General features: G+C 72.6%; 17 protein-coding genes and 1 pseudogene. 13 read left to right on the top strand and 5 right to left on the bottom strand.

Features of this window, described 5'->3' with window-relative positions; all coding sequences use genetic code 11:
- Positions 1 to 276: 276 nt before the first annotated feature.
- Positions 277 to 1,767: a PLP-dependent aminotransferase family protein gene (locus ACH4KB_RS27740; protein ID WP_398068605.1), complete on the bottom strand. Its 1,491-nt coding sequence runs from the start codon at positions 1,765 to 1,767 to the stop codon at positions 277 to 279.
- A 74-nt stretch (positions 1,768 to 1,841) separates the two neighbouring features.
- On the opposite strand from ACH4KB_RS27740, the gene ACH4KB_RS27735 reads away from it, so the two are divergent.
- The 3 genes from ACH4KB_RS27735 (at position 1,842) to ACH4KB_RS27725 (ending at position 4,546) form a co-directional block, all read left to right on the top strand.
- Positions 1,842 to 2,675, top strand: coding sequence for a methyltransferase domain-containing protein (locus ACH4KB_RS27735; RefSeq protein WP_398068604.1), 834 nt, complete (start codon positions 1,842 to 1,844; stop codon positions 2,673 to 2,675).
- A 189-nt stretch (positions 2,676 to 2,864) separates the two neighbouring features.
- The gene (locus ACH4KB_RS27730) at positions 2,865 to 3,215 is read left to right on the top strand and encodes a YciI family protein (protein WP_030084361.1); all 351 of its coding nucleotides are present in this window, start codon (positions 2,865 to 2,867) and stop codon (positions 3,213 to 3,215) included.
- 53 nt (positions 3,216 to 3,268) lie between these two features.
- Positions 3,269 to 4,546 carry an RNA polymerase sigma factor gene (locus ACH4KB_RS27725; RefSeq protein ID WP_398068652.1) on the top strand — a complete coding sequence of 426 codons (1,278 nt, stop codon included), beginning with the start codon at positions 3,269 to 3,271 and terminating at the stop codon, positions 4,544 to 4,546.
- A gap of 239 nt (positions 4,547 to 4,785) precedes the next feature.
- Here ACH4KB_RS27725 and ACH4KB_RS27720 read toward each other — a convergent pair whose 3' ends face one another.
- Positions 4,786 to 5,244 (bottom strand): MarR family winged helix-turn-helix transcriptional regulator, encoded by a 459-nt coding sequence (locus ACH4KB_RS27720; RefSeq protein ID WP_398068603.1) that lies wholly within the window; start codon positions 5,242 to 5,244, stop codon positions 4,786 to 4,788.
- 96 nt (positions 5,245 to 5,340) lie between these two features.
- Here ACH4KB_RS27720 and ACH4KB_RS27715 point away from each other — a divergent pair, with 96 nt between their 5' ends.
- Positions 5,341 to 6,444, top strand: coding sequence for an epoxide hydrolase family protein (locus ACH4KB_RS27715; protein ID WP_398068602.1), 1,104 nt, complete (start codon positions 5,341 to 5,343; stop codon positions 6,442 to 6,444).
- Positions 6,445 to 6,516: 72 nt separating this feature from the next.
- Here ACH4KB_RS27715 and ACH4KB_RS27710 read toward each other — a convergent pair whose 3' ends face one another.
- Positions 6,517 to 7,305, bottom strand: coding sequence for a calcium-binding protein (locus tag ACH4KB_RS27710; RefSeq protein ID WP_398068601.1), 789 nt, complete (start codon positions 7,303 to 7,305; stop codon positions 6,517 to 6,519).
- A gap of 306 nt (positions 7,306 to 7,611) precedes the next feature.
- Here ACH4KB_RS27710 and ACH4KB_RS27705 point away from each other — a divergent pair, with 306 nt between their 5' ends.
- Positions 7,612 to 8,979 (top strand): M14 family metallopeptidase, encoded by a 1,368-nt coding sequence (locus ACH4KB_RS27705; protein WP_398068600.1) that lies wholly within the window; start codon positions 7,612 to 7,614, stop codon positions 8,977 to 8,979.
- Positions 8,980 to 9,080: 101 nt separating this feature from the next.
- Here the strand turns inward: ACH4KB_RS27705 and ACH4KB_RS27700 are convergent.
- Positions 9,081 to 9,491: pseudogene (locus tag ACH4KB_RS27700) on the bottom strand (PIN domain-containing protein).
- 305 nt (positions 9,492 to 9,796) lie between these two features.
- Between ACH4KB_RS27700 and glmS the strand changes: the two are divergent.
- The 8 genes from glmS (at position 9,797) to ACH4KB_RS27660 (ending at position 17,451) form a co-directional block, all read left to right on the top strand.
- Complete coding sequence (glmS, locus tag ACH4KB_RS27695) at positions 9,797 to 11,644, top strand: glutamine--fructose-6-phosphate transaminase (isomerizing) (RefSeq protein WP_398068599.1); 1,848 nt, start codon at positions 9,797 to 9,799, stop codon at positions 11,642 to 11,644.
- 40 nt (positions 11,645 to 11,684) lie between these two features.
- Positions 11,685 to 12,053 (top strand): holo-ACP synthase, encoded by a 369-nt coding sequence (locus ACH4KB_RS27690; RefSeq protein ID WP_398068598.1) that lies wholly within the window; start codon positions 11,685 to 11,687, stop codon positions 12,051 to 12,053.
- A 126-nt stretch (positions 12,054 to 12,179) separates the two neighbouring features.
- Positions 12,180 to 13,628 carry an NAD(P)H-hydrate dehydratase gene (locus ACH4KB_RS27685; RefSeq protein ID WP_398068597.1) on the top strand — a complete coding sequence of 483 codons (1,449 nt, stop codon included), beginning with the start codon at positions 12,180 to 12,182 and terminating at the stop codon, positions 13,626 to 13,628.
- A 38-nt stretch (positions 13,629 to 13,666) separates the two neighbouring features.
- Entirely contained in the window at positions 13,667 to 14,059 is a 393-nt protein-coding gene (locus ACH4KB_RS27680; RefSeq protein ID WP_398068651.1) for a DUF488 domain-containing protein, read from the top strand.
- A gap of 69 nt (positions 14,060 to 14,128) precedes the next feature.
- A complete protein-coding gene (gene alr, locus ACH4KB_RS27675) occupies positions 14,129 to 15,301 on the top strand; it encodes an alanine racemase (RefSeq protein WP_398068596.1) in 1,173 nt (390 codons plus the stop codon).
- On the top strand, positions 15,298 to 16,536 hold the full coding sequence (locus ACH4KB_RS27670) for an alpha/beta fold hydrolase (RefSeq protein WP_398068595.1): 1,239 nt from the start codon (positions 15,298 to 15,300) through the stop codon (positions 16,534 to 16,536). Before alr ends, ACH4KB_RS27670 begins: the two co-directional genes overlap by 4 nt.
- Positions 16,505 to 17,119, top strand: coding sequence for a tRNA (adenosine(37)-N6)-threonylcarbamoyltransferase complex ATPase subunit type 1 TsaE (gene tsaE / locus ACH4KB_RS27665; RefSeq protein WP_398068594.1), 615 nt, complete (start codon positions 16,505 to 16,507; stop codon positions 17,117 to 17,119). The genes ACH4KB_RS27670 and tsaE overlap by 32 nt, the downstream gene beginning before the upstream one ends.
- Positions 17,120 to 17,253: 134 nt before the next feature.
- Positions 17,254 to 17,451, top strand: coding sequence for a hypothetical protein (locus ACH4KB_RS27660; protein ID WP_398068593.1), 198 nt, complete (start codon positions 17,254 to 17,256; stop codon positions 17,449 to 17,451).
- A 20-nt stretch (positions 17,452 to 17,471) separates the two neighbouring features.
- On the opposite strand, the gene ACH4KB_RS27655 is transcribed toward ACH4KB_RS27660, so the two are convergent.
- Positions 17,472 to 18,074 (bottom strand): hypothetical protein, encoded by a 603-nt coding sequence (locus ACH4KB_RS27655; protein WP_398068592.1) that lies wholly within the window; start codon positions 18,072 to 18,074, stop codon positions 17,472 to 17,474.
- Between the last annotated feature and the right edge of the window lie 18 nt (positions 18,075 to 18,092).

Raw genomic sequence — 18,092 nt, 5'->3', positions numbered from 1 at the left:
GGATCGCCTGACTCCGAAGCATGCGTCGGGTCGCTCACCAAGGGAACACCACGACAGGGAACAGCACGACAGGGAACAGCACGACAGGGAACACCACGGCGTGGCCCGGCCCGGGCCGGGGAGCCTGCGGGCAGGGGAGCCTGCGGGCAGGGGTGGTCCGTGCGACCCCCTCCCCTGCAATCGGAGGTGTCCTCGGGTAGGCAGACCAACGAGCCGGTGGGCGCGAGCGAGTCCTCGTGGTCGGCGGCGCCGGCGGTGGGGTGTGTAGCGACCTGTTCAGAGCAGGTGCCGCAGGGCGGCACCCAGGGCTGCCACCCCTTCGCTGATGTCGGTGGGCGCGCTCGCCGCATAGCCGAGGACCAGCCCGGGGCGGGATGGACGTTGACTGTGCCAGGAGACCGGCTGCACCTTCACGCCCCGCGCCAGCGCGGCGGCTGCGAGGTCGGTGTCGGCGAACTCGGCGTCGAAGGTGATCGTCAGGTGCAAGCCCGCTGCGGCACCGTGTACGACCGCGTGGGGGAGGTGGGCTGCGAGCGCGTCGACCATGGCGTCCCGGCGACGGCGGTGGCGTGTGCGCATGTGCCGCAACTGGCGTTCCATCTCACCTGATTCCATGAACCGGGCCAGCACCTGCTGCGGCAGTACCGCGTTGCCCAGATCGGCGAACCGCTTGGCGGCGACGAGAGCGTCGCGGTACTTCGGCGGAGCGAGCACCCAGCCGATGCGCAGTGCGGGGGCGAGGAGTTTCGAAACGCTCCCGGCGTAGCAGACGTGGTCGGGCAGTACGGATCGCAGGGCGGGTACCGGGGGCCGGTCATAGCGGTGCTCCGCGTCGTAGTCGTCCTCAATGATCAGTCCGTCGTTCTTCGTGGCCCAACGCATCAGTTCACGACGCCGTGCCCCGCTGAGGACTACTCCGGTCGGGAACTGATGCGCGGGAGTCAGCAGGACAGCCGGAGCTGCCATGCGGTGCAGCACATCGACGCGCGCGCCCTGGGAGTCGACAGGGACCGCCGGCGTGTCCAAGCGTTGATTGCGCAGATGCTGGCGGGCCCCAAGTGATCCGGGGTCCTCCACAGCAACCGCGGGGATCCCGTCGTCCCGCAGCACCTGTCCGAGCAGGCTGAGCGTCTGGGCGGTGCCGGCGACGATGAGTATCTCGTCGGCATCCGCCCTGATCGCGCGGTTGCGGGCGAGCCAGTTGGCGATGGCGTGACGCAGTGCCGGTGTCCCGCGAGGGTCTGCGTATCCGAGTTCGGACGCCGGGAGGCTTGCGAGTACGGAGCGTTCGGCCCGCAGCCACGCCGCTCGCGGAAACGCGGCGAGGTCGGGAACGCCGGGGGACAGATCGATCCGGGCGGGTGCCGCTCGCATCGTGTCGAAGATGTCCGCACCGGGTGCGGCGGCGAACAGTTCCCTTGGCGGCGGTGGAGCGCCGGGCGCGGCCGGGGGCGCTTCCGGCGGCATGGCGGGAGCTGCGACGACGATCGTTCCGTTGCGCCCGCGTCCTGCCGCGTGCCCGTCTTCGATCAGTCGCTGATACGCCTCTGTGACCACGCCGCGGGACACCTGCAGCTCGCCGGCCAGAACCCGGGTGGCCGGAAGTCTGCTTCCCACCGGAAGGCGGCGGTCCGATATCGCGAGCCGAAGCTGCTGGGTCAGCCAGTCGGACCGTCTGCCCGTCGGTGCGGCGTCGATGTTCAGTTGCAGGAAGTCGGACCCGGAGATTATGGACTGGTCGGACGGGTGCGGATTGGACCTGTTCATCGAGCCATAGTGGCAGCAGGGTTGAACGCATGGATACGGATATGGATACAGCCCAGGCATCTCCTGAAGCGACCGTGGCGGCCGGCTACGTGCACGGGTACTCGGAACGGGAGGCGGCTCGGCTCGGTGAGCAGGCGGACACCTTGGCGGCGCTGTTGCACGCGGGCACGGCCTACCCGGCCGGCAGCCGGGTGCTGGAGATCGGTTGCGGGGTCGGCGCCCAGACGATCCACCTGGCCCGGTCCAGCCCGGGGTCGCGCATCACCGCGGTCGACCGCTCCGATGATTCCCTTGCACAGGCCCGCGCCCGGGTCGCGGCCCACGCACCGGGGGCGGATGTGGAGTGCTATCGCGCTGACCTGTTCGACCTCCCCTTTGCTGATGCGGAGTTCGACCACGTTTTCGTCTGCTTCGTTCTGGAGCACCTGGCAGACCCCGGCCAGGCGCTGACTGCGCTGCGGCGCGTGCTGCGGCCCGGGGGCACCATCACCGTGATCGAAGGGGACCATGGATCGGCGTTCTTCCATCCGGCCAGCACGTACGCCCGCGCCGCGATCGCATGCCAGGTCCAACTGCAGTCCGCCGCCGGGGGGAACGCGCTGCTAGGCCGACAGCTGCAACCACTGCTGGCACAGGCCGGCTACGACGGCGTCGTAGTGCGTCCTCGCGCGGTGTACGCCGACCGGACCCGGCCCGCACTGGTCGACGGCTTCACTCGCCACACCTTCATCGCCATGGTCGAATCCGTCCGGGACGAAGCGCTCGCAGCAGGGCTCACGACCGCGGGCGACTGGGACCGGGGGATCGCCGACCTGCACCGCACCGCACAGACCACGGGGACCTTCCACTACACGTTCTTCAAGGCCGTCGCCGTGAATCCGTCCAGCGTCGCCGCCACGGGCCGATGACCGTCATCATCTCCCTCGTCCCCCTCATCCTCCTCGTCCCCCTCATCCCCCTCGTTCTGCCGGCGCCGGAGAAGTCGTGAAAAAGACGCGGGCGGTGCGTCGATCCGAGCCGGTCCCGTTCGTCGTCATGGTGTAAGCAGCCCTGAGGGCTGAGACCACACAGGCGACACAGGCGAGTAGGAGCCGACCATGAAGTACATGCTGCTGATCCACAGCGGGGCCGTCGACGAGCAGGGCGGCGCGCCCGAATGCACCGTCGAGGACTGGATGGCCTACGACAAGGCCGTACGGGACGCGGGAATCCACGTGTCCGGCGAGTCGCTGGCCGACCTGGTGACCGCGACCACCGTGCGGGTCTCGCCCACGGGGGAGCGGACCGTGACGGACGGGCCGTTCGCCGAGACGCGGGAGCTGCTCGGCGGGTTCCTCGTGATCGACGTGCCCGACCTCGACGCCGCCCTCGACTGGGCCGCGCGCTGCCCCGGCTCGCGCGACGGCGGCTCGGTCGTGGTCCGGCCGGTCGCGGACTTCGGGGCCTGAGAACCGTGGCGGACGAGGACGTCCCGGCGGGGGAGGGTCTCCCGGCGGCCGGCGTGGGCGTCTCGGCGGGGGAGGCCGGGGTTGCCGTCGAGGCGGTGTTCCGCGAGGAGCGCGGGCTGCTGCTCGCCTCTCTCGTCCGCCGGTTCGGCGACCTCGACCTGGCCGAGGAGGTGACGTCCGAGGCGATCGAGGCCGCGCTGCGGCACTGGCCCGCCGAGGGCGTCCCCGCCCGCCCCGGGGCCTGGCTGCTGACGACGGCGCGCCGCAAGGCCGTGGACCGGCTGCGGCGCGACCAGGCGTACGCGGCCCGGCTCGCCGTCCTCCAGGCCGACGCGGAGCGGGCGGAGACCGTCGCGCCCGCCCCGGACGTCGCCGGGGCGGGCGAACTGCCGGACGACCGGCTCCAGTTGTTCTTCACCTGCACCCACCCCGCCCTCGCCGCCGAGGACCGTACCGCCATCACCCTGCGCTGCCTCGCCGGGCTCACCACGCCGGAGGTGGCCCGCGCCTTCCTCGTGCCGACGGCGACCATGGCCCAGCGCATCGTGCGGGCCAAGAAGAAGATCCGCGAGGCCCGGATCCCGTTCCGGGTGCCCGGCCCCGATGAGCTGCCCGAGCGGCTGCCCGGGGTGCTCCAGGTCGTCTACTCGGTGTTCACGGAGGGGTACGCGGCCAGCTCCGGCCCCCGTCTCCAGCGGCTCGACCTGGCGGAGGAGGCGATCCGGCTGGCCCGGATACTGCGCCGCCTGCTGCCCGCCGAACGGGAGGCCGCCGGGCTCCTCGCGCTGCTGCTCCTCGTCCACGCCCGGCGCGAGGCGCGGACGGGCCTGGAGGGCGAGCCGGTGCTCCTGGAGGAGCAGGACCGGGGGCGCTGGGACCGGGCGATGATCGAGGAGGGGCGTGACCTGGTGGTCCGGGCCCTGACCGGCGGACCGGCCGGCCCCTACGGGGTGCAGGCCGCCATCGCCGCTCTGCACGACGAGGCGGCGGACGTGGAGTCCACGGACTGGGCGCAGATCGTGGCCCTGTACGACGTGCTGCTCACGCTCACGCCCTCCCCCGTGGTGGCGGTGAACCGCGCCGTGGCGGTCGCGATGCGTGACGGGCCGGGGGCCGGGCTCGCGCTGCTGGACGCGTTGGCGGGGGAGCCGAGGCTGCGCGCGTACCCGCCGTACGCGGTGGCCCGGGGGGATCTGCTGACCCGGCTCGGACGGGTGGGGGAGGCGGCGGCCGCGTACCGGTCGGCGCTGGAGTCGACGGGCACCGAGCCGGAGCGGGCGGCGCTGCGGCGGAAGCTGGGGGAGCAGGGGAGTGGGGGAGTAGGGGAGTAGAGGCCGTGCCCGAGCCGGCTGGAGCGAGGGGCGCGTGCGGGTGCCGTGCGGGTGACGGATGTCGTGCGGGGTTCTCTTCTTTTGCGCATGAGAGCTCCCCGATTCTCTTGCGCATGAGAGCTCCCCGATTCTTTTGCGCATGCGAGCTCCCCGATCGTCCGGCAGGCCGAGATCACGGCCTGCCGGACGACGATCCGCGGGGCGCTCACCAAACGCTCACCCCGGCGCCTCCGGCGCGGTCAGCCCCGCTCGCCGCGGTGGTGGTCCACGAGGCGGGTGAGCAGGTCGGTCAGGGTCCGCCGGTCGGACGCGCGCAGCGGGGCGAGGAACTCGTCCTGTGCGGCGGCGAGCAGTTCGTCGAGGTGGGCGAGTTCCCGGCGGCCCGCCTCGGTGATGCTGATGATGTTGCGGCGGCGGTCCTCCGGGTCGGGGGCCCGCTCCAGGAGCCGCCGCTCGGCCAGGTCGTTGACGGTCGCCACCATGTCGCTGCGGTCGATGCCGGTACGGCGGCCCAGGGCGGCCTGGCTGGACGGGCCGTGCTCCTCCGACGCGGCGAGCAGTGCGTAGTGGTAGCGCCGGACGTCGGCCTCGGCGAGCGCCCGGTCCACGATCCGGTTGGCGGCCAGGGCCGCCTGGTTGGTCAGCCTGCTCGGCAGTGCGCGCAGCCGCTGCGGCGGCGTCCCCTCTTCGATGTCCACGGACGCAATCCAACCACTCGTTGGCCGAACCCACGATCACGAGTATTGTGGGTCGAGCCAACGTTGGCGTAACCAACGACATGGAAGGTCGCGACCATGATCAAGCCGTTCCGCATCGCCATCCCCCAGGCCGACCTCGACGACCTGAACGACCGGCTCTCCCGCACCCGCTGGCCCAACGAGATCGCCGATGCCGGGTGGGACTACGGCTTCCCGCTCGCCCGGCTGAAGGAGCTGGCCGACCGCTGGCGCACCCGGTACGACTGGCGGAAGCACGAGGCCGAGCTCAACGAACTGGCCCACTTCACCACCGAGATCGACGGCCAGAACGTGCACTTCGTCCATGTCCGTTCGCCGAAGCCGGACGCGCTCGCGCTGATCCTCACCCACGGCTGGCCCGGGTCCTTCCTGGAGTTCCTCGACGTGATCGAGCCGCTGTCGCGCGACTTCCACCTCGTGATCCCGTCCATCCCGGGTTACGGCTTCTCCGGGCCGACCCATGAGCGCGGCTGGGACGTCACCCGGGTCGCGCGGGCCTGGGCCGAGCTGATGCGGCGTCTCGGGTACGAGCGATACGGCGCGCAGGGCGGCGACTTCGGGTCGGGCATCTCGACGGCGCTCGGTGCGGTGGCTCCGGAGCGGGTGGTCGGGGTGCATGTCAACTACTTGCCGACCCGGCCGGATCCGGACGCCGGGGTCGACCTGTCCGAGCAGGACCGGGCCCGGCTGGACAAGGTCCGGCGGCTGATGGCGAACCGGCCGCCGTACCAGGCACTGCAGGCCGCCACCCCGCAGACCATCGGCTACGCGCTGACCGACTCGCCCGTCGGCCAACTGGCCTGGATCGCCGAGCGTTTCGCCCAGTGGACGGATCCCCGTACGCCGGTCGGCGACGAGCGGATACTCACCGACGTATCGCTGTACTGGCTGACCGCCACCGCGGCCTCCTCGGCGCGACTGCACCGGGAGTCGGCGCGCCGGGGCGAGCCGTGCCCGGTGCCGCTCGGCGTGGCGGTGTTCGCCCACGACATCACGCAGTCGGTGCGGCCGCTGGCCGAGCGGCTGTACGACATCAGGCACTGGTCGGAGTTCGACCGGGGCGGTCACTTCGCCGCGATGGAGGTGCCGGAGCTGCTGGCCGAGGACGTCCGGGACTTCTTCCTCGGCCTTCCCGGCCGCGCTTCCCGGGGCAGGCCTTAGGCGTGGCCCCGGGGGCGGGCGAGGCCGGATGATCCTCCCGGTGATCCGCCCCCCCGCCCCTTCCTCGGGGTGTTACTTCACGTCGACGTAGTCCCCGGCGGTGGTGACCGCCGGTGTGGTGGACGTGCCGGCGAAGGAGTAGCGGAAATAGCCGTCCGCCGTGGCCTTCACCGTCGTCCTCAGCCGGCCCTTGCTGTCCGTCGTCACGGTCCTGAGGGTCTTGTAGGTGCTGGTGCCCTTCTTCCTGAACTGGAGCTTCACCGGCTGCTTGGTGTAGCCGCCGTACTTGTAGGTCGACCAGTTGGCGCGGGTCAGGGCACCCGTGACGGTGAGCGTCCTGTTCTTCTTCACCGGTTCCGGCGAGGCGTTGACCGTCAGCCTGGAGTTGCGCAGGACCTTCGCCTTGCCGGCGGAATTCTTGGTGAGGTAGTCGCCGTCGTCGGCCTGGACGTGAGCCCTCACGGTCCAGGTCCCGGCCGTGGTGTTGTCCTGGGGGTGGACGCGCGGGTTGATCTTCAGCTTGTGGGTGCAGGTGGTCGTGGTGGCGCTCTGCCGTACGCACGTGCCCGCGATGTCCGTGGGCCCGACGAGACCGTAGTAGTCGCCGTTGGGGAGGGGCGTGTGCCACAGGACCGGGAAGGTGTTCCCGGTCAGGATGCCCGAGTCGTCCGTGGCGGTCACCGCGATGGTGAACGTCTTCACGTCCGTGGTCCCGAGGACGATGTCCTTGCCCCCGTTGACGACCACACGCGTGATCCTGATGTCGCCCGAGGCGTCGGCCGCCCGCGCGGCCCCCGGGATCGCGAGCGCGGACAGGGCGAGGGCCCCGGCGAGGCCCGCCACTGTGGTGCGGTGTTGCATGAAGGCGTTTCCCCACGTTCCAGCGCCTCGGGGGCGTCCCGAGGCGGAGCTGATGTGCCACCCGCTACTGGGGTGGCACGGACATGACCATCGGGTGGCGGGAATGGTTGTGCGGGCTCGCGCAACCCGACCGGTCAGCCGGTCATGGGTCTTGCGATCGGTCATGGGCCTCACGTGACGGTTCATCCGGATCGGCCGGGTGAATCATGGCCGGAACGAGCATCTTGACCCGCTCATGACATGAGTTCATCCTGTGCCCGTCGCACAGCTCCACCCCCCACCCCGACGGACCCAGGAGATGCCAGCATGCGACTTGTCACCCCACGGACCTCCCGGCCGAGAACCCGGCCGAGGAAGGCCCGGCGCAACGCCGCCCTGACCATCCTGCTCGCCCTCGCCCTCGCGGCCCCCGCCACCACCGTGGCGACCGCCGGGAACGCGGCCCCGGACGCGGCCGTCGCCGCCGACGAGCGGGTGCTCCAGTACGAGATCGCCGGGCGCACCACCCCCGCCGCCCGCACCGACATCGCCCGCGCGGGCGTCTCGATCGACGAGGTGCACGACCACGGCGTCGTGATCACCGCGGACGCGGCCCAGGCCCGGAAGCTCCGGGCGCGCGGCCACGTACTGGCGGCCCTGCCCGCGCCGGAGGCCCATGCGCACGCGGCGGACGGCGTCGGCGTACAGGACTTCCCGCCCGCCGACTCCCGCTACCACAACTACGCCGAGATGAACGCGGCGATCGACGCCCGCATCGCCGCGAACCCCTCGATCATGAGCAAGCGTGTCATCGGCAAGACCTACCAGGGCCGCGACGTCATCGCGGTCAAGGTCAGCGACAACGTCGCCGCCGACGAGGCCGAGCCCGAGGTCCTGTTCACCGCCCACCAGCACGCCCGCGAGCACCTGACCGTCGAGATGGCGCTCTACCTGCTCCGCGAACTGGGCCAGGGGTACGGCTCCGACTCCCGGATCAAGCAGGCGGTCGACGGCCGGGAGCTGTGGATCGTGCCGGACATGAACCCGGACGGCGGCGAGTACGACATCGCCTCCGGCTCGTACCGCAGCTGGCGCAAGAACCGGCAGCCCAACTCCGGCTCCAGCGCGGTCGGTACCGACCTCAACCGCAACTGGGCCTACAAGTGGGGCTGCTGCGGCGGCTCCTCCTCCAGCCCGTCATCGGACACCTACCGCGGCCGGTCCGCCGAGTCCGCGCCCGAGACGAAGATCGTGGCGGACTTCGTGCGCGGCCGGGTGATCGGCGGGAAGCAGCAGATCACGGCGGCCATCGACTTCCACACGTACAGCGAACTGGTGCTGTGGCCCTTCGGCTACACGTACAACGACACCGCCCCCGGCATGACCGCCGACGACCGCAACGCGTTCGCTGCCGTGGGCCGGAAGATGGCGGCGAGCAACGGGTACACCGCCGAGCAGTCCAGTGACCTGTACATCACCGACGGGTCCATCGACGACTGGCTGTGGGGCTCGCAGAAGATCTTCGGCTACACCTTCGAGATGTACCCGCGCTCGGCCTCCGGCGGCGGCTTCTATCCGCCCGACGAGGTCATCGAGCGCGAGACCTCGCGCAACCGGGACGCGGTGCTCCAGCTGATCGAGAACGCGGACTGCATGTACCGGTCGATCGGCAAGGAGGCGCAGTACTGCTCCTGACGGTCGTTCAGCACGACGTCTGGCGATGGCGCAGTACTGCTCCTGACGGGCTGCTGATCCCGCTCCGGTGCCGGAACCCCGTACGGGCCCGCACCGGAGCTTCAGGCGGTGTCATGGACGCTGTGCTCGCCGAGACCCGGGGCGTGCCGGGCGACCGTGCGGTAGTCGAGGTCGTCATGAAGGACCGTCAGTCCGTGGTGGGCCGCCGTGGCGGCGATGACGAGGTCCACGGCGGAGGCACTGCGGTGGCGCCCGCCGCGCGCCATGCGGTGCTGGACCGAGGCGACCCAGCGTCCGGCGCTCTTCGGCACGGAAACGTCCGGGTGGAGGTCGGTGAACATCTCCACGATCTCGTCGTACTCGCGTGCGCTCCGTGCTCCGTACTGGAACTCCGCTCGCTGCGGACAGCAGGAGGCGATCGCCCCCGCCTCGATCGCATCGGATCACGCCGACTGCAAAGAGGTGTCGGAGAGCAGCCGAACGAGGCCCGAGGTGTCGAGCAGGCAGATCACCGGCCGTCCTTCTCCGCCCGATGCCGCCGCTCGGCGTCCTCGACAGCGCCCCACTCGCGCGCGCTCGAAGTGGCTGCCGATCCGCGCCGCACGCTCCTGCTGCTCCGCGTGGAAGCGCAGGGCAAGGTTGACGGTCTCCTTCTTCGTCCGGGCCTTGGACGGGGCCATCGCCCGCTCCAAGGCTTCATCGTCTATGTCGATCTGGTCACTGACATGTCCGGCCGCCCTTCGTGTGGGTCATGTGCAAGAGATTGTGTGTGACCGACATTCCTCGCGCGAGGCGCTTCCGGCCTTAGGCTGCCGTTATGTGCGGAATCGTGGGTTATGTCGGGATGCAGTCGGCGCAGGACGTCGTCGTCGCAGGACTCAAGCGCCTCGAATACCGGGGCTACGACTCGGCGGGCGTCGCCGTTCTCGCGGACGGCGGGCTCGCCGCCGCGAAGAAGGCGGGCAAGCTCGTCAATCTGGAGAAGGAGCTCGCCGCCCGGCCGCTGCCGGCCGGGCGGACCGGTCTCGGGCACACCCGCTGGGCGACGCACGGAGCGCCCACCGACACCAACGCCCACCCGCATCTGGACAACGCGGGCCGGGTCGCCGTCGTGCACAACGGGATCATCGAGAACTTCGCGGCCCTGCGCCGCGAGCTGACCGGGCGCGGCCACGCCCTGGAGTCGGAGACGGACACCGAGGTCGTCTCGCACCTGCTGGCCGAGGCGTTCTCGGCCGGCGGGGACCTCGCGGAGGCGATGCGCCAGGTGTGCCGGCGGCTGGAGGGGGCCTTCACCCTGGTCGCCGTGCACGCGGACCAGCCGGACGTGGTGGTCGGCGCCCGGCGCAACTCACCGCTCGTCGTGGGCGTGGGGCAGGACGAGTGGTTCCTCGCCTCGGACGTCGCCGCCTTCATCGCGCACACCCGGTCCGCCGTCGAGCTGGGCCAGGACCAGGTCGTCGAGCTGAGCCGTGAGGGCGTCGTCGTCACCGGGTTCGACGGGGATCCCGCCGAGGTGCGCGAGTACCACGTCGACTGGGACGCGTCCGCCGCCGAGAAGGGCGGCCACGCCTCCTTCATGCTCAAGGAGATCGCCGACCAGCCCCGGGCCGTCGCCGACACCCTCCTCGGCCGGGTCGACGGGGAGGGCGCGCTCCATCTCGACGAGGTGCGCATCCCGGCCGCCGACCTGCGCGAGGTCGACAAGGTCGTCATCGTCGCCTGCGGGACCGCCTTCCACGCCGGGATGATCGCCAAGTACGCCATCGAGCACTGGACCCGGCTGCCCTGCGAGACCGAACTCGCCAGCGAGTTCCGCTACCGGGATCCGATCCTGGACCAGCGCACCCTCGTCGTCGCCATCTCCCAGTCCGGCGAGACCATGGACACCCTGATGGCGCTGCGGCACGCCCGCGAACAGGGCGCGAAGGTGCTCGCCATCTGCAACACCAACGGCTCGACGATCCCGCGCGAGTCCGACGCCGTCCTCTACACGCACGCCGGGCCCGAGGTCGCCGTCGCCTCCACCAAGGCCTTCCTCACCCAGCTCGTCGCCTGCTACCTCGTGGCGCTCTACCTCGGCCAGGTGCGCGGCACCAAATGGGGCGACGAGATCCGCACGGTGGTGCGCCAGCTCTCCGCGATCTCCGGCGAGGTCGACCGGGTCCTCACGACGATGGAGCCCGTGCGCGAGCTGGCCCGGTCCCTCGCCCACCACGACACCGTGCTGTTCGTCGGCCGGCACGTCGGCTACCCGGTGGCCCTCGAAGGCGCGCTCAAGCTCAAGGAACTCGCCTACATGCACGCCGAGGGCTTCGCGGCCGGCGAGCTGAAGCACGGGCCGATCGCGCTCATCGAGGAGGGCCTCCCCGTCGTCGTCATCGTGCCGTCACCGCGCGGCCGTTCGGTCCTCCACGACAAGATCGTGTCCAACATCCAGGAGATCCGCGCGCGCGGGGCGCGCACCATCGTCGTCGCCGAGGAGGGCGACGAGGCCGTCGTCCCGTACGCCGACCACCTCATCACGGTCCCCGCAACGCCTACGCTGCTTCAGCCGCTGGTCGCCACCGTGCCGCTGCAGGTCTTCGCCTGCGAGCTCGCGACGGCCCGCGGCAACGAGGTGGACCAGCCGCGCAACCTGGCGAAGTCCGTGACCGTGGAGTGACCCGGGGCGCGCCCGGGGACGAGGTGACAAGGGTGGGTTCGTGATCATTGGGGTCGGCATCGACGTGGCCGAGATCGAGCGCTTCGGCGCGGCGCTGGAGCGTACGCCCCAGCTGGCCGACCGGCTCTTCGTCGAAAGGGAGCTGACGCTGCCCAGCGGCGAGCGGCGCGGAATCGCCTCGCTCGCCGCCCGGTTCGCCGCGAAGGAGGCCCTGGCCAAGGCGCTCGGCGCACCCGGCGGGCTGCTCTGGAGCGACGCGGAGGTCTGGGTGGAGGAGAGCGGGCAGCCCCGGCTGCGGGTACGCGGCACGGTCGCCGCCCGCGCCGCCGAACTGGGCGTCCGGGGCTGGCACGTCTCGCTCAGCCACGACGCGGGGGTGGCGTCGGCGGTGGTCATCGCCGAGGGGTGAGCCCCGCCGAACAAGCCGCCACGGCCCTTACGGGGGTGGCGTCGGCCCCCGTGAGGCCCCGCCGAACAAGCCGCCACGGCCTTACGGGGGTGGCGTCGGCCCCCGTGATCGCGGAGGGTGGGACCCATGCGACGTGCCTACAGCGTGGAGACCGTACGGGCCGCCGAGGCCGCCCTCATGCAGCGGTTGCCGGAGGGCGCCCTGATGCAACGCGCCGCCGCCGGGCTCGCCGTGGCCTGCGGCGACCTGCTGCGGCGCAACGGCCGGGTGTACGGGTCCCGGGTCCTGCTCCTGGTCGGCAGCGGCGACAACGGCGGCGACGCGCTGTACGCGGGCGCCCGCCTGGCCCGCCGGGGCGCGGGCGTCCGGGCCCTGCTGCTCGCCCCCGACCGGGCCCACCCCGGCGGCCTCGCCGCGCTGCTGGCGGCCGGGGGGCGGGTCGTCGACGGGCCGGACGGGCTCGGCGTGCTCGACCTCGTCGTGGACGGCATCACCGGCATCGGCGGGCGCGGCGGGCTGCGCGAGGACACCACCGCTCTGCTGCACACGGTGACCCGGGACCGTACCCCGGTCCTGGCCGTCGACCTGCCGAGCGGGGTGGAGGCCGACACCGGGGAGGTGCACGGCGACGCGGTCCGGGCGGACGCGACGGTCACCTTCGGCACCTACAAGCCCGGACTCCTGATCGACCCGGCCGCCGAACACGCCGGGGCCCTGCGGCTGGTGGACATCGGGCTCGGCCCGGAACTGCCCGAGCCGCCGGACCTGGAGGCCCTCCAGTACGCGGACGTCGCCGCGCTGCTGCCGGCGCCGGGCCCGGAGAGCGACAAGTACCGGCGCGGGGTCGTCGGCGTCGTCGCCGGGTCCGAGCGCTATCCGGGCGCGGCCGTCCTCGCGGTCGCGGGCGCGCTGCGCGGCGGGGCCGGGGCCGTGCGGTACGTCGGGCCGGGCGCGGACGCGGTGATCGCCCGCTTCCCCGAGGCGCTGGTGCACGCCGGGCCGCCGTCGGAGGCCGGACGCGTGCAGGCCTGGGTGGTCGGGCCCGGGCTCGGCGACGGGCGGAGCGCCCAGGCGGCCGTCGCCGACGTGCTGGCCGCCGACGTCCCCGTGCTCGTCGACGCGGACGGGCTGCGGCTGCTGGACGCGGAGACCGTACGGACCCGGACCGCCCCGACCGTCCTGACCCCGCACGCGGGGGAGGCCGCGGCGCTGCTCGGAGCGGCCCGCGAGGAGGTCGAGGCCGGGCGGCTCGCCGCGGTGCGGGAACTGGCCGCCCGCTACCGCGCCACCGTGCTCCTCAAGGGCTCCACCACCCTGATCGCGGAGGCCCGCGACACCCCCGTACGGGTCAACCCGACCGGCACCTCCTGGCTCGCCACGGCGGGCAGCGGCGACGTGCTCTCCGGTCTCACGGGGTCCCTGCTCGCGGCCGGACTCACCCCGCGCGACGCCGCGTCCGTGGGCGCGTATCTGCACGGGCTCGCCGCCCGGCACGGCTCGGACGGGGCCCCGGTCTCCGCGCAGGACGTCGCGGACGGCATCCAGGCCGCCTGGCGCGACGTGCGGGCGGGGTGAGGAGGGGGCCATGCTGGAAGCCCCGCAGAAGGGCGGTCCTGGCAGTGAGCGAACCCGTACGCGTACGCAGGGTGTACGACCCGCCGGAGGACGGCGACGGCACCCGGGTCCTGGTCGACCGGCTCTGGCCCCGGGGTGTCTCCAAGGAGCGGGCCGCGATCGACGTATGGCTGAAGGACGTCACCCCATCGGACGAGCTGCGCTCCTGGTACCACCAGGGCGGCTCCGGGGCACGCCACGACGGCTTCGTCGAGCGCTACCGCACCGAACTGGACGACCCGGCGCACACGGAGGCCGTCGAGCGGCTCGTCGGCCTGGTGCGCGAGGGCGGGCCCGTCACGCTGATCACCGCCGTGAAGGACGTGGACGACAGCCATGTCCCGGTCCTGGTCGACCACCTGACCCATGTGATGAAACAGAAACGTACGTAACGTACATAAGGTTGGATATCGGCGCGCACCGCCGGGGAGGCGGCCGGCGCCTCTGAGAGACTGGGCGCGATGAACGAGACAGCGTCCCTGAGAGCCCGTGCCGAGATCGACCTCGCCGCGCTGCGCGCCAACGTGCGCGTCCTGCGCGAGCGCGCGGCCGGGGCGCAGCTCATGGCCGTGGTGAAGTCCGACGGTTACGGGCACGGGGCCGTGCCCTGCGCGCGGGCCGCCCGCGAGGCCGGGGCGACCTGGCTGGGCACCGCGACCCCGCAGGAGGCCCTCGCCCTGCGCGCGGCCGGACTCGACGGCCGGATCATGTGCTGGCTGTGGACGCCCGGAGGCCCCTGGCGCGAGGCGATCGAGGCCGGCATCGACGTGTCGGTCAGCGGTATGTGGGCCCTGCGCGAGGTCGTCGCGGCCGCCGCCGGGGCCGGCCGGCCGGCCAGGATCCAGCTCAAGGCCGACACCGGCCTCGGCCGGAGCGGCTGTCAGCCCGCCGACTGGCCCGAGCTGGTCACCGAGGCGCTGGCCGCCGAGCGGGCCGGACGGGTGAAGGTCACCGGCCTCTGGTCGCATTTCGCCTGCGCCGACGAGCCCGGCCACCCCTCGATCGCCGCCCAGCTCGGCGTGTACCGCGACATGGTGGCGTACGCCGAGAAGGAGGGCGTGGAGCCCGAGGTGCGGCACCTGGCCAACTCCCCGGCCACGCTCACGATCCCCGAGTCGCACTTCGACCTCGTGCGGACCGGCATCGCGATGTACGGCATCTCGCCCGCCCCCGAGCTGGGCACGCCCGCCGACCTCGGGCTGCGGCCCGTGATGACGCTCGCCGCCTCCGTCGCCCTGGTCAAGGACGCCCCGGCCGGACACGGCGTCAGCTACGGCCACCACTACACGACGTCCGCCGAGACGACCCTCGGCCTGATCCCCGTCGGCTACGCGGACGGCGTCCCACGCCACGCGTCGGGCACCGGACCCGTCCTGGTCGGCGGGAAGGTGCGCACGGTCGCGGGCCGGGTCGCCATGGACCAGTTCGTCGTCGACCTCGGCGGCGACCGGCCGGAACCGGGCGCGGACGCGGTGCTGTTCGGCCCGGGCGACCGGGGCGAGCCGACCGCGCAGGACTGGGCGGAGGCCGCCGGCACCATCGCGTACGAGATCGTCACCCGCATCGGCTCCCGGGTGCCCCGGGTGTACGTGAACGGGACGGCCGGCGAACCGGCCGGGAGCGTGCCGCGGTGAGCGGGAGCGACGCGGGGGCCGTGGTGGCCGCGAGCGCCGCCGGCGCGGCCGGCTGGCGCCGGGCCGGGATCGCCGGGGCCGCCATAGGGGTGCTCGCCGCCGGAGCGGCCGCCGGGGTCGCCGTCGAGCGGCTCACCGTCGGGCGGGGCATGCGCAAGAAGGCCCGCCTCGCGCTGGACGCCACCGGGCCCTACGGCTCGCTGCGCGGCACGCCGGGCCGGGCCGTCGCCGACGACGGCACCGAACTGCACTACGAGATCGACGAGGTGGACGACGAGGCGTCCGGTGTTTCCGAGGGGAACGCCACCGGCACCCGCCGCCGCCGGCTCTTCGGGCGCAAGGCCCCCGCCCCCGTCACCGTCGTCTTCAGCCACGGCTACTGCCTCGGCCAGGACTCCTGGCACTTCCAGCGGGCCGCCCTGCGCGGCCTCGTACGCGCCGTCTACTGGGACCAGCGCAGCCACGGCCGCTCCGGGCGCGGCCGGGCCCAGGCGGACGGGGTGCCGGTCGGCATCGACCAGCTCGGCCGCGATCTGAGGGCGGTCATCGACGCGGCGGCCCCCGAGGGCCCGCTGGTGCTGGTCGGGCACTCCATGGGCGGCATGACGATGATGGCGCTGGCCGACCAGTACCCGGCCCTGATCCGCGACCGGGTCGCCGCCGTCGCCCTGGTCGGCACCTCCAGCGGCAAGCTCGGCGAGGTCAACTTCGGGCTGCCGGTGGCGGGCGTGAACGCGGTGCGCCGGGTGTTGCCCGGGGTACTGAAGGCGCTCGGCTCGCAGACGGAGCTGGTCGAGAAGGGGCGGCGGGCCACCGCGGACCTCTTCGCCGGGCTGATCAAGCGGTATTCGTTCGGCTCGCGGGACGTGGACCCGGCGGTCGCCCGGTTCGCGGAACGGCTGATCGAGTCCACCCCGATCGATGTGGTCGCCGAGTTCTACCCGGCCTTCACCGAGCACGACAAGAGCGGCGCGCTGCCCGCGTTCCGGGACGTGCCCGTGCTGGTCCTGGCCGGGGACAAGGACCTGGTCACCCCCAGCTCCCACAGCGAGACCATCGCCGACGTGCTGCCCGACGCCGAGCTGGTGATCGTGCCGGACGCCGGGCACCTGGTGATGCTGGAGCACCCGGAGACGGTCACCGACCGGCTGGCCGACCTGCTCGTACGCAGCGGTACCGTGCCGGGCGCTAACGTTGGCGGACATGGAAGCACCGCACAGCCACCCGGCCGCTGAGACCGTTCCGGAGACAGCGGGAACGACCGCCCCCGAGCCCGCTGAGACCGTTCCGGAGACAGCGGGAACGACCGCTCCCGAGCCCGCCGGGGCCGTACCCGAGGCCGTGACGGTGACGCTCACCGTCACCTCACCCGAGCAGATGCGGGACCTGGGCCGTCGGCTCGCCCGGGTGCTGGCCCCCGGCGACCTGGTCATGCTCACCGGGGAGCTGGGCGCCGGGAAGACGACGCTGACCCGGGGCCTCGGCGAGGGCCTCGGCGTGCGCGGCGCGGTCACCTCGCCCACGTTCGTCATCGCCCGCGTCCACCCCTCGCTGACCGGGGGCCCCGCCCTGGTCCACGTCGACGCGTACCGCCTGGGCGGCGGGCTCGACGAGATGGAGGACCTGGACCTCGATGTGTCGCTGCCGGAGTCGGTGGTGGTCGTGGAGTGGGGCGACGGCAAGGTCGAGGAGCTGGCCGACCACCGGTTGCGGGTCCTCATCGACCGCGCGACGGGCGACACCGACGACGAGCGGCGCGAGGTGACCCTGGTCGGCATCGGGACGCGCTGGGCGGGGCTGCGGGCGGAGTTGGCGTAACGCTCCGGGAGTAGCCTTCCCGACAGGGCGTCGGTAAATTGTTGCGCACGGGCCCGTGGTCGTGGTCACATGGGCGCGAGGTGTAGTTAGGTTTACCTAACCTCGCCCTCCATCGGAGCACCAAGGAGGCATCCATGCCGACGCCCGAGCGCGAAGCGCGACCGCAGCCGCGACCGACTCCGTCCGCCCTGTCGATGAAGGACCTGCTGGCCTCGTGCGCCGCGGCCACCGCGGTCTCCACCCCGCCGAACGACGAGGCGGCGGAGGCGGACGGCACGGACGCCCGCGCCGTGGTTCCCCCGCCGGCCAGGCGCGACCCCAGGGCCGCCTGAGGGCCGAAGCCCCGGGCGCCCTACGGGACGACGACGACCTTCGCGCCGACCGTCGCGAAGGTCCACATGGCGTTGCCGTCCGCGCGCTTCATCCGGACACCGCCGGTCTTCGACGTCGGGTCCGGGCTGGCCATCGAGCCGTCCTGCGCCGCGCTGAAGCCGATCGCCACCTCGTCCACGTTCGCGAAGCGGACCACGTGCTCGATCGGGACGCCGTCCGAACCCTGGACCTTGCCCGAACGCGACGTGACCTGGTGGACCCCGGGGGGCGGGCTGACGGGGCTCGGCATCACGGTGAAGGTGCGGATCGCCTCGTCGGACGCGTCGACCAGCCACACCCGGCGGTCCTTCAGCGCGTAGACGACGCGCTCGCCCTCGCCCGACGCCGCCGGGACCGCCAGCGGGTCGGCCGTGGGCTCCGGCTTGGCGGAGGGCTGTGCCGAGGCCGAGGCCGAGGCAGTGGGCTTCGCGCCGGACGTGGACGCCACCGAGGCGGGGGCGTTCGCCGAGGCCTGGTAGGCGAGGAAGGCGACCGCGGCGACCGCCGCCGCAGTGAGCCCGGCCACGATTCCCGAGCTTCCCCTAGCCACCGTGAAATCCCCTTTCGACTGCCGTTGCCGCATGTCGTACAAGCGTTTACG

The sequence above is a fragment of the Streptomyces sp. NPDC017520 genome (genome assembly GCF_044329855.1).
Taxonomy (GTDB): Bacteria; Actinomycetota; Actinomycetes; order Streptomycetales; family Streptomycetaceae; genus Streptomyces.
Note: the sequence above shows the minus strand (reverse complement) of the source record. Positions and strands in the feature narration are given on the sequence as shown.

Bases quoted from the DNA above. Each gene is read 5' to 3' on its own strand.
- ACH4KB_RS27740 (WP_398068605.1), bottom strand. From the start codon at position 1,767: ATGAACAGGTCCAATCCGCACCCGTCCGACCAGTCCATAATCTCCGGG.
- ACH4KB_RS27730 (WP_030084361.1), top strand. From the start codon at position 2,865: ATGAAGTACATGCTGCTGATCCACAGCGGGGCCGTCGACGAGCAGGGC.
- ACH4KB_RS27715 (WP_398068602.1), top strand. From the start codon at position 5,341: ATGATCAAGCCGTTCCGCATCGCCATCCCCCAGGCCGACCTCGACGAC.
- ACH4KB_RS27710 (WP_398068601.1), bottom strand. From the start codon at position 7,305: ATGCAACACCGCACCACAGTGGCGGGCCTCGCCGGGGCCCTCGCCCTG.
- ACH4KB_RS27705 (WP_398068600.1), top strand. From the start codon at position 7,612: ATGCGACTTGTCACCCCACGGACCTCCCGGCCGAGAACCCGGCCGAGG.
- glmS (WP_398068599.1), top strand. From the start codon at position 9,797: ATGTGCGGAATCGTGGGTTATGTCGGGATGCAGTCGGCGCAGGACGTC.
- ACH4KB_RS27685 (WP_398068597.1), top strand. From the start codon at position 12,180: ATGCGACGTGCCTACAGCGTGGAGACCGTACGGGCCGCCGAGGCCGCC.
- alr (WP_398068596.1), top strand. From the start codon at position 14,129: ATGAACGAGACAGCGTCCCTGAGAGCCCGTGCCGAGATCGACCTCGCC.
- tsaE (WP_398068594.1), top strand. From the start codon at position 16,505: ATGGAAGCACCGCACAGCCACCCGGCCGCTGAGACCGTTCCGGAGACA.
- ACH4KB_RS27660 (WP_398068593.1), top strand. From the start codon at position 17,254: ATGCCGACGCCCGAGCGCGAAGCGCGACCGCAGCCGCGACCGACTCCG.
- ACH4KB_RS27655 (WP_398068592.1), bottom strand. From the start codon at position 18,074: ATGCGGCAACGGCAGTCGAAAGGGGATTTCACGGTGGCTAGGGGAAGC.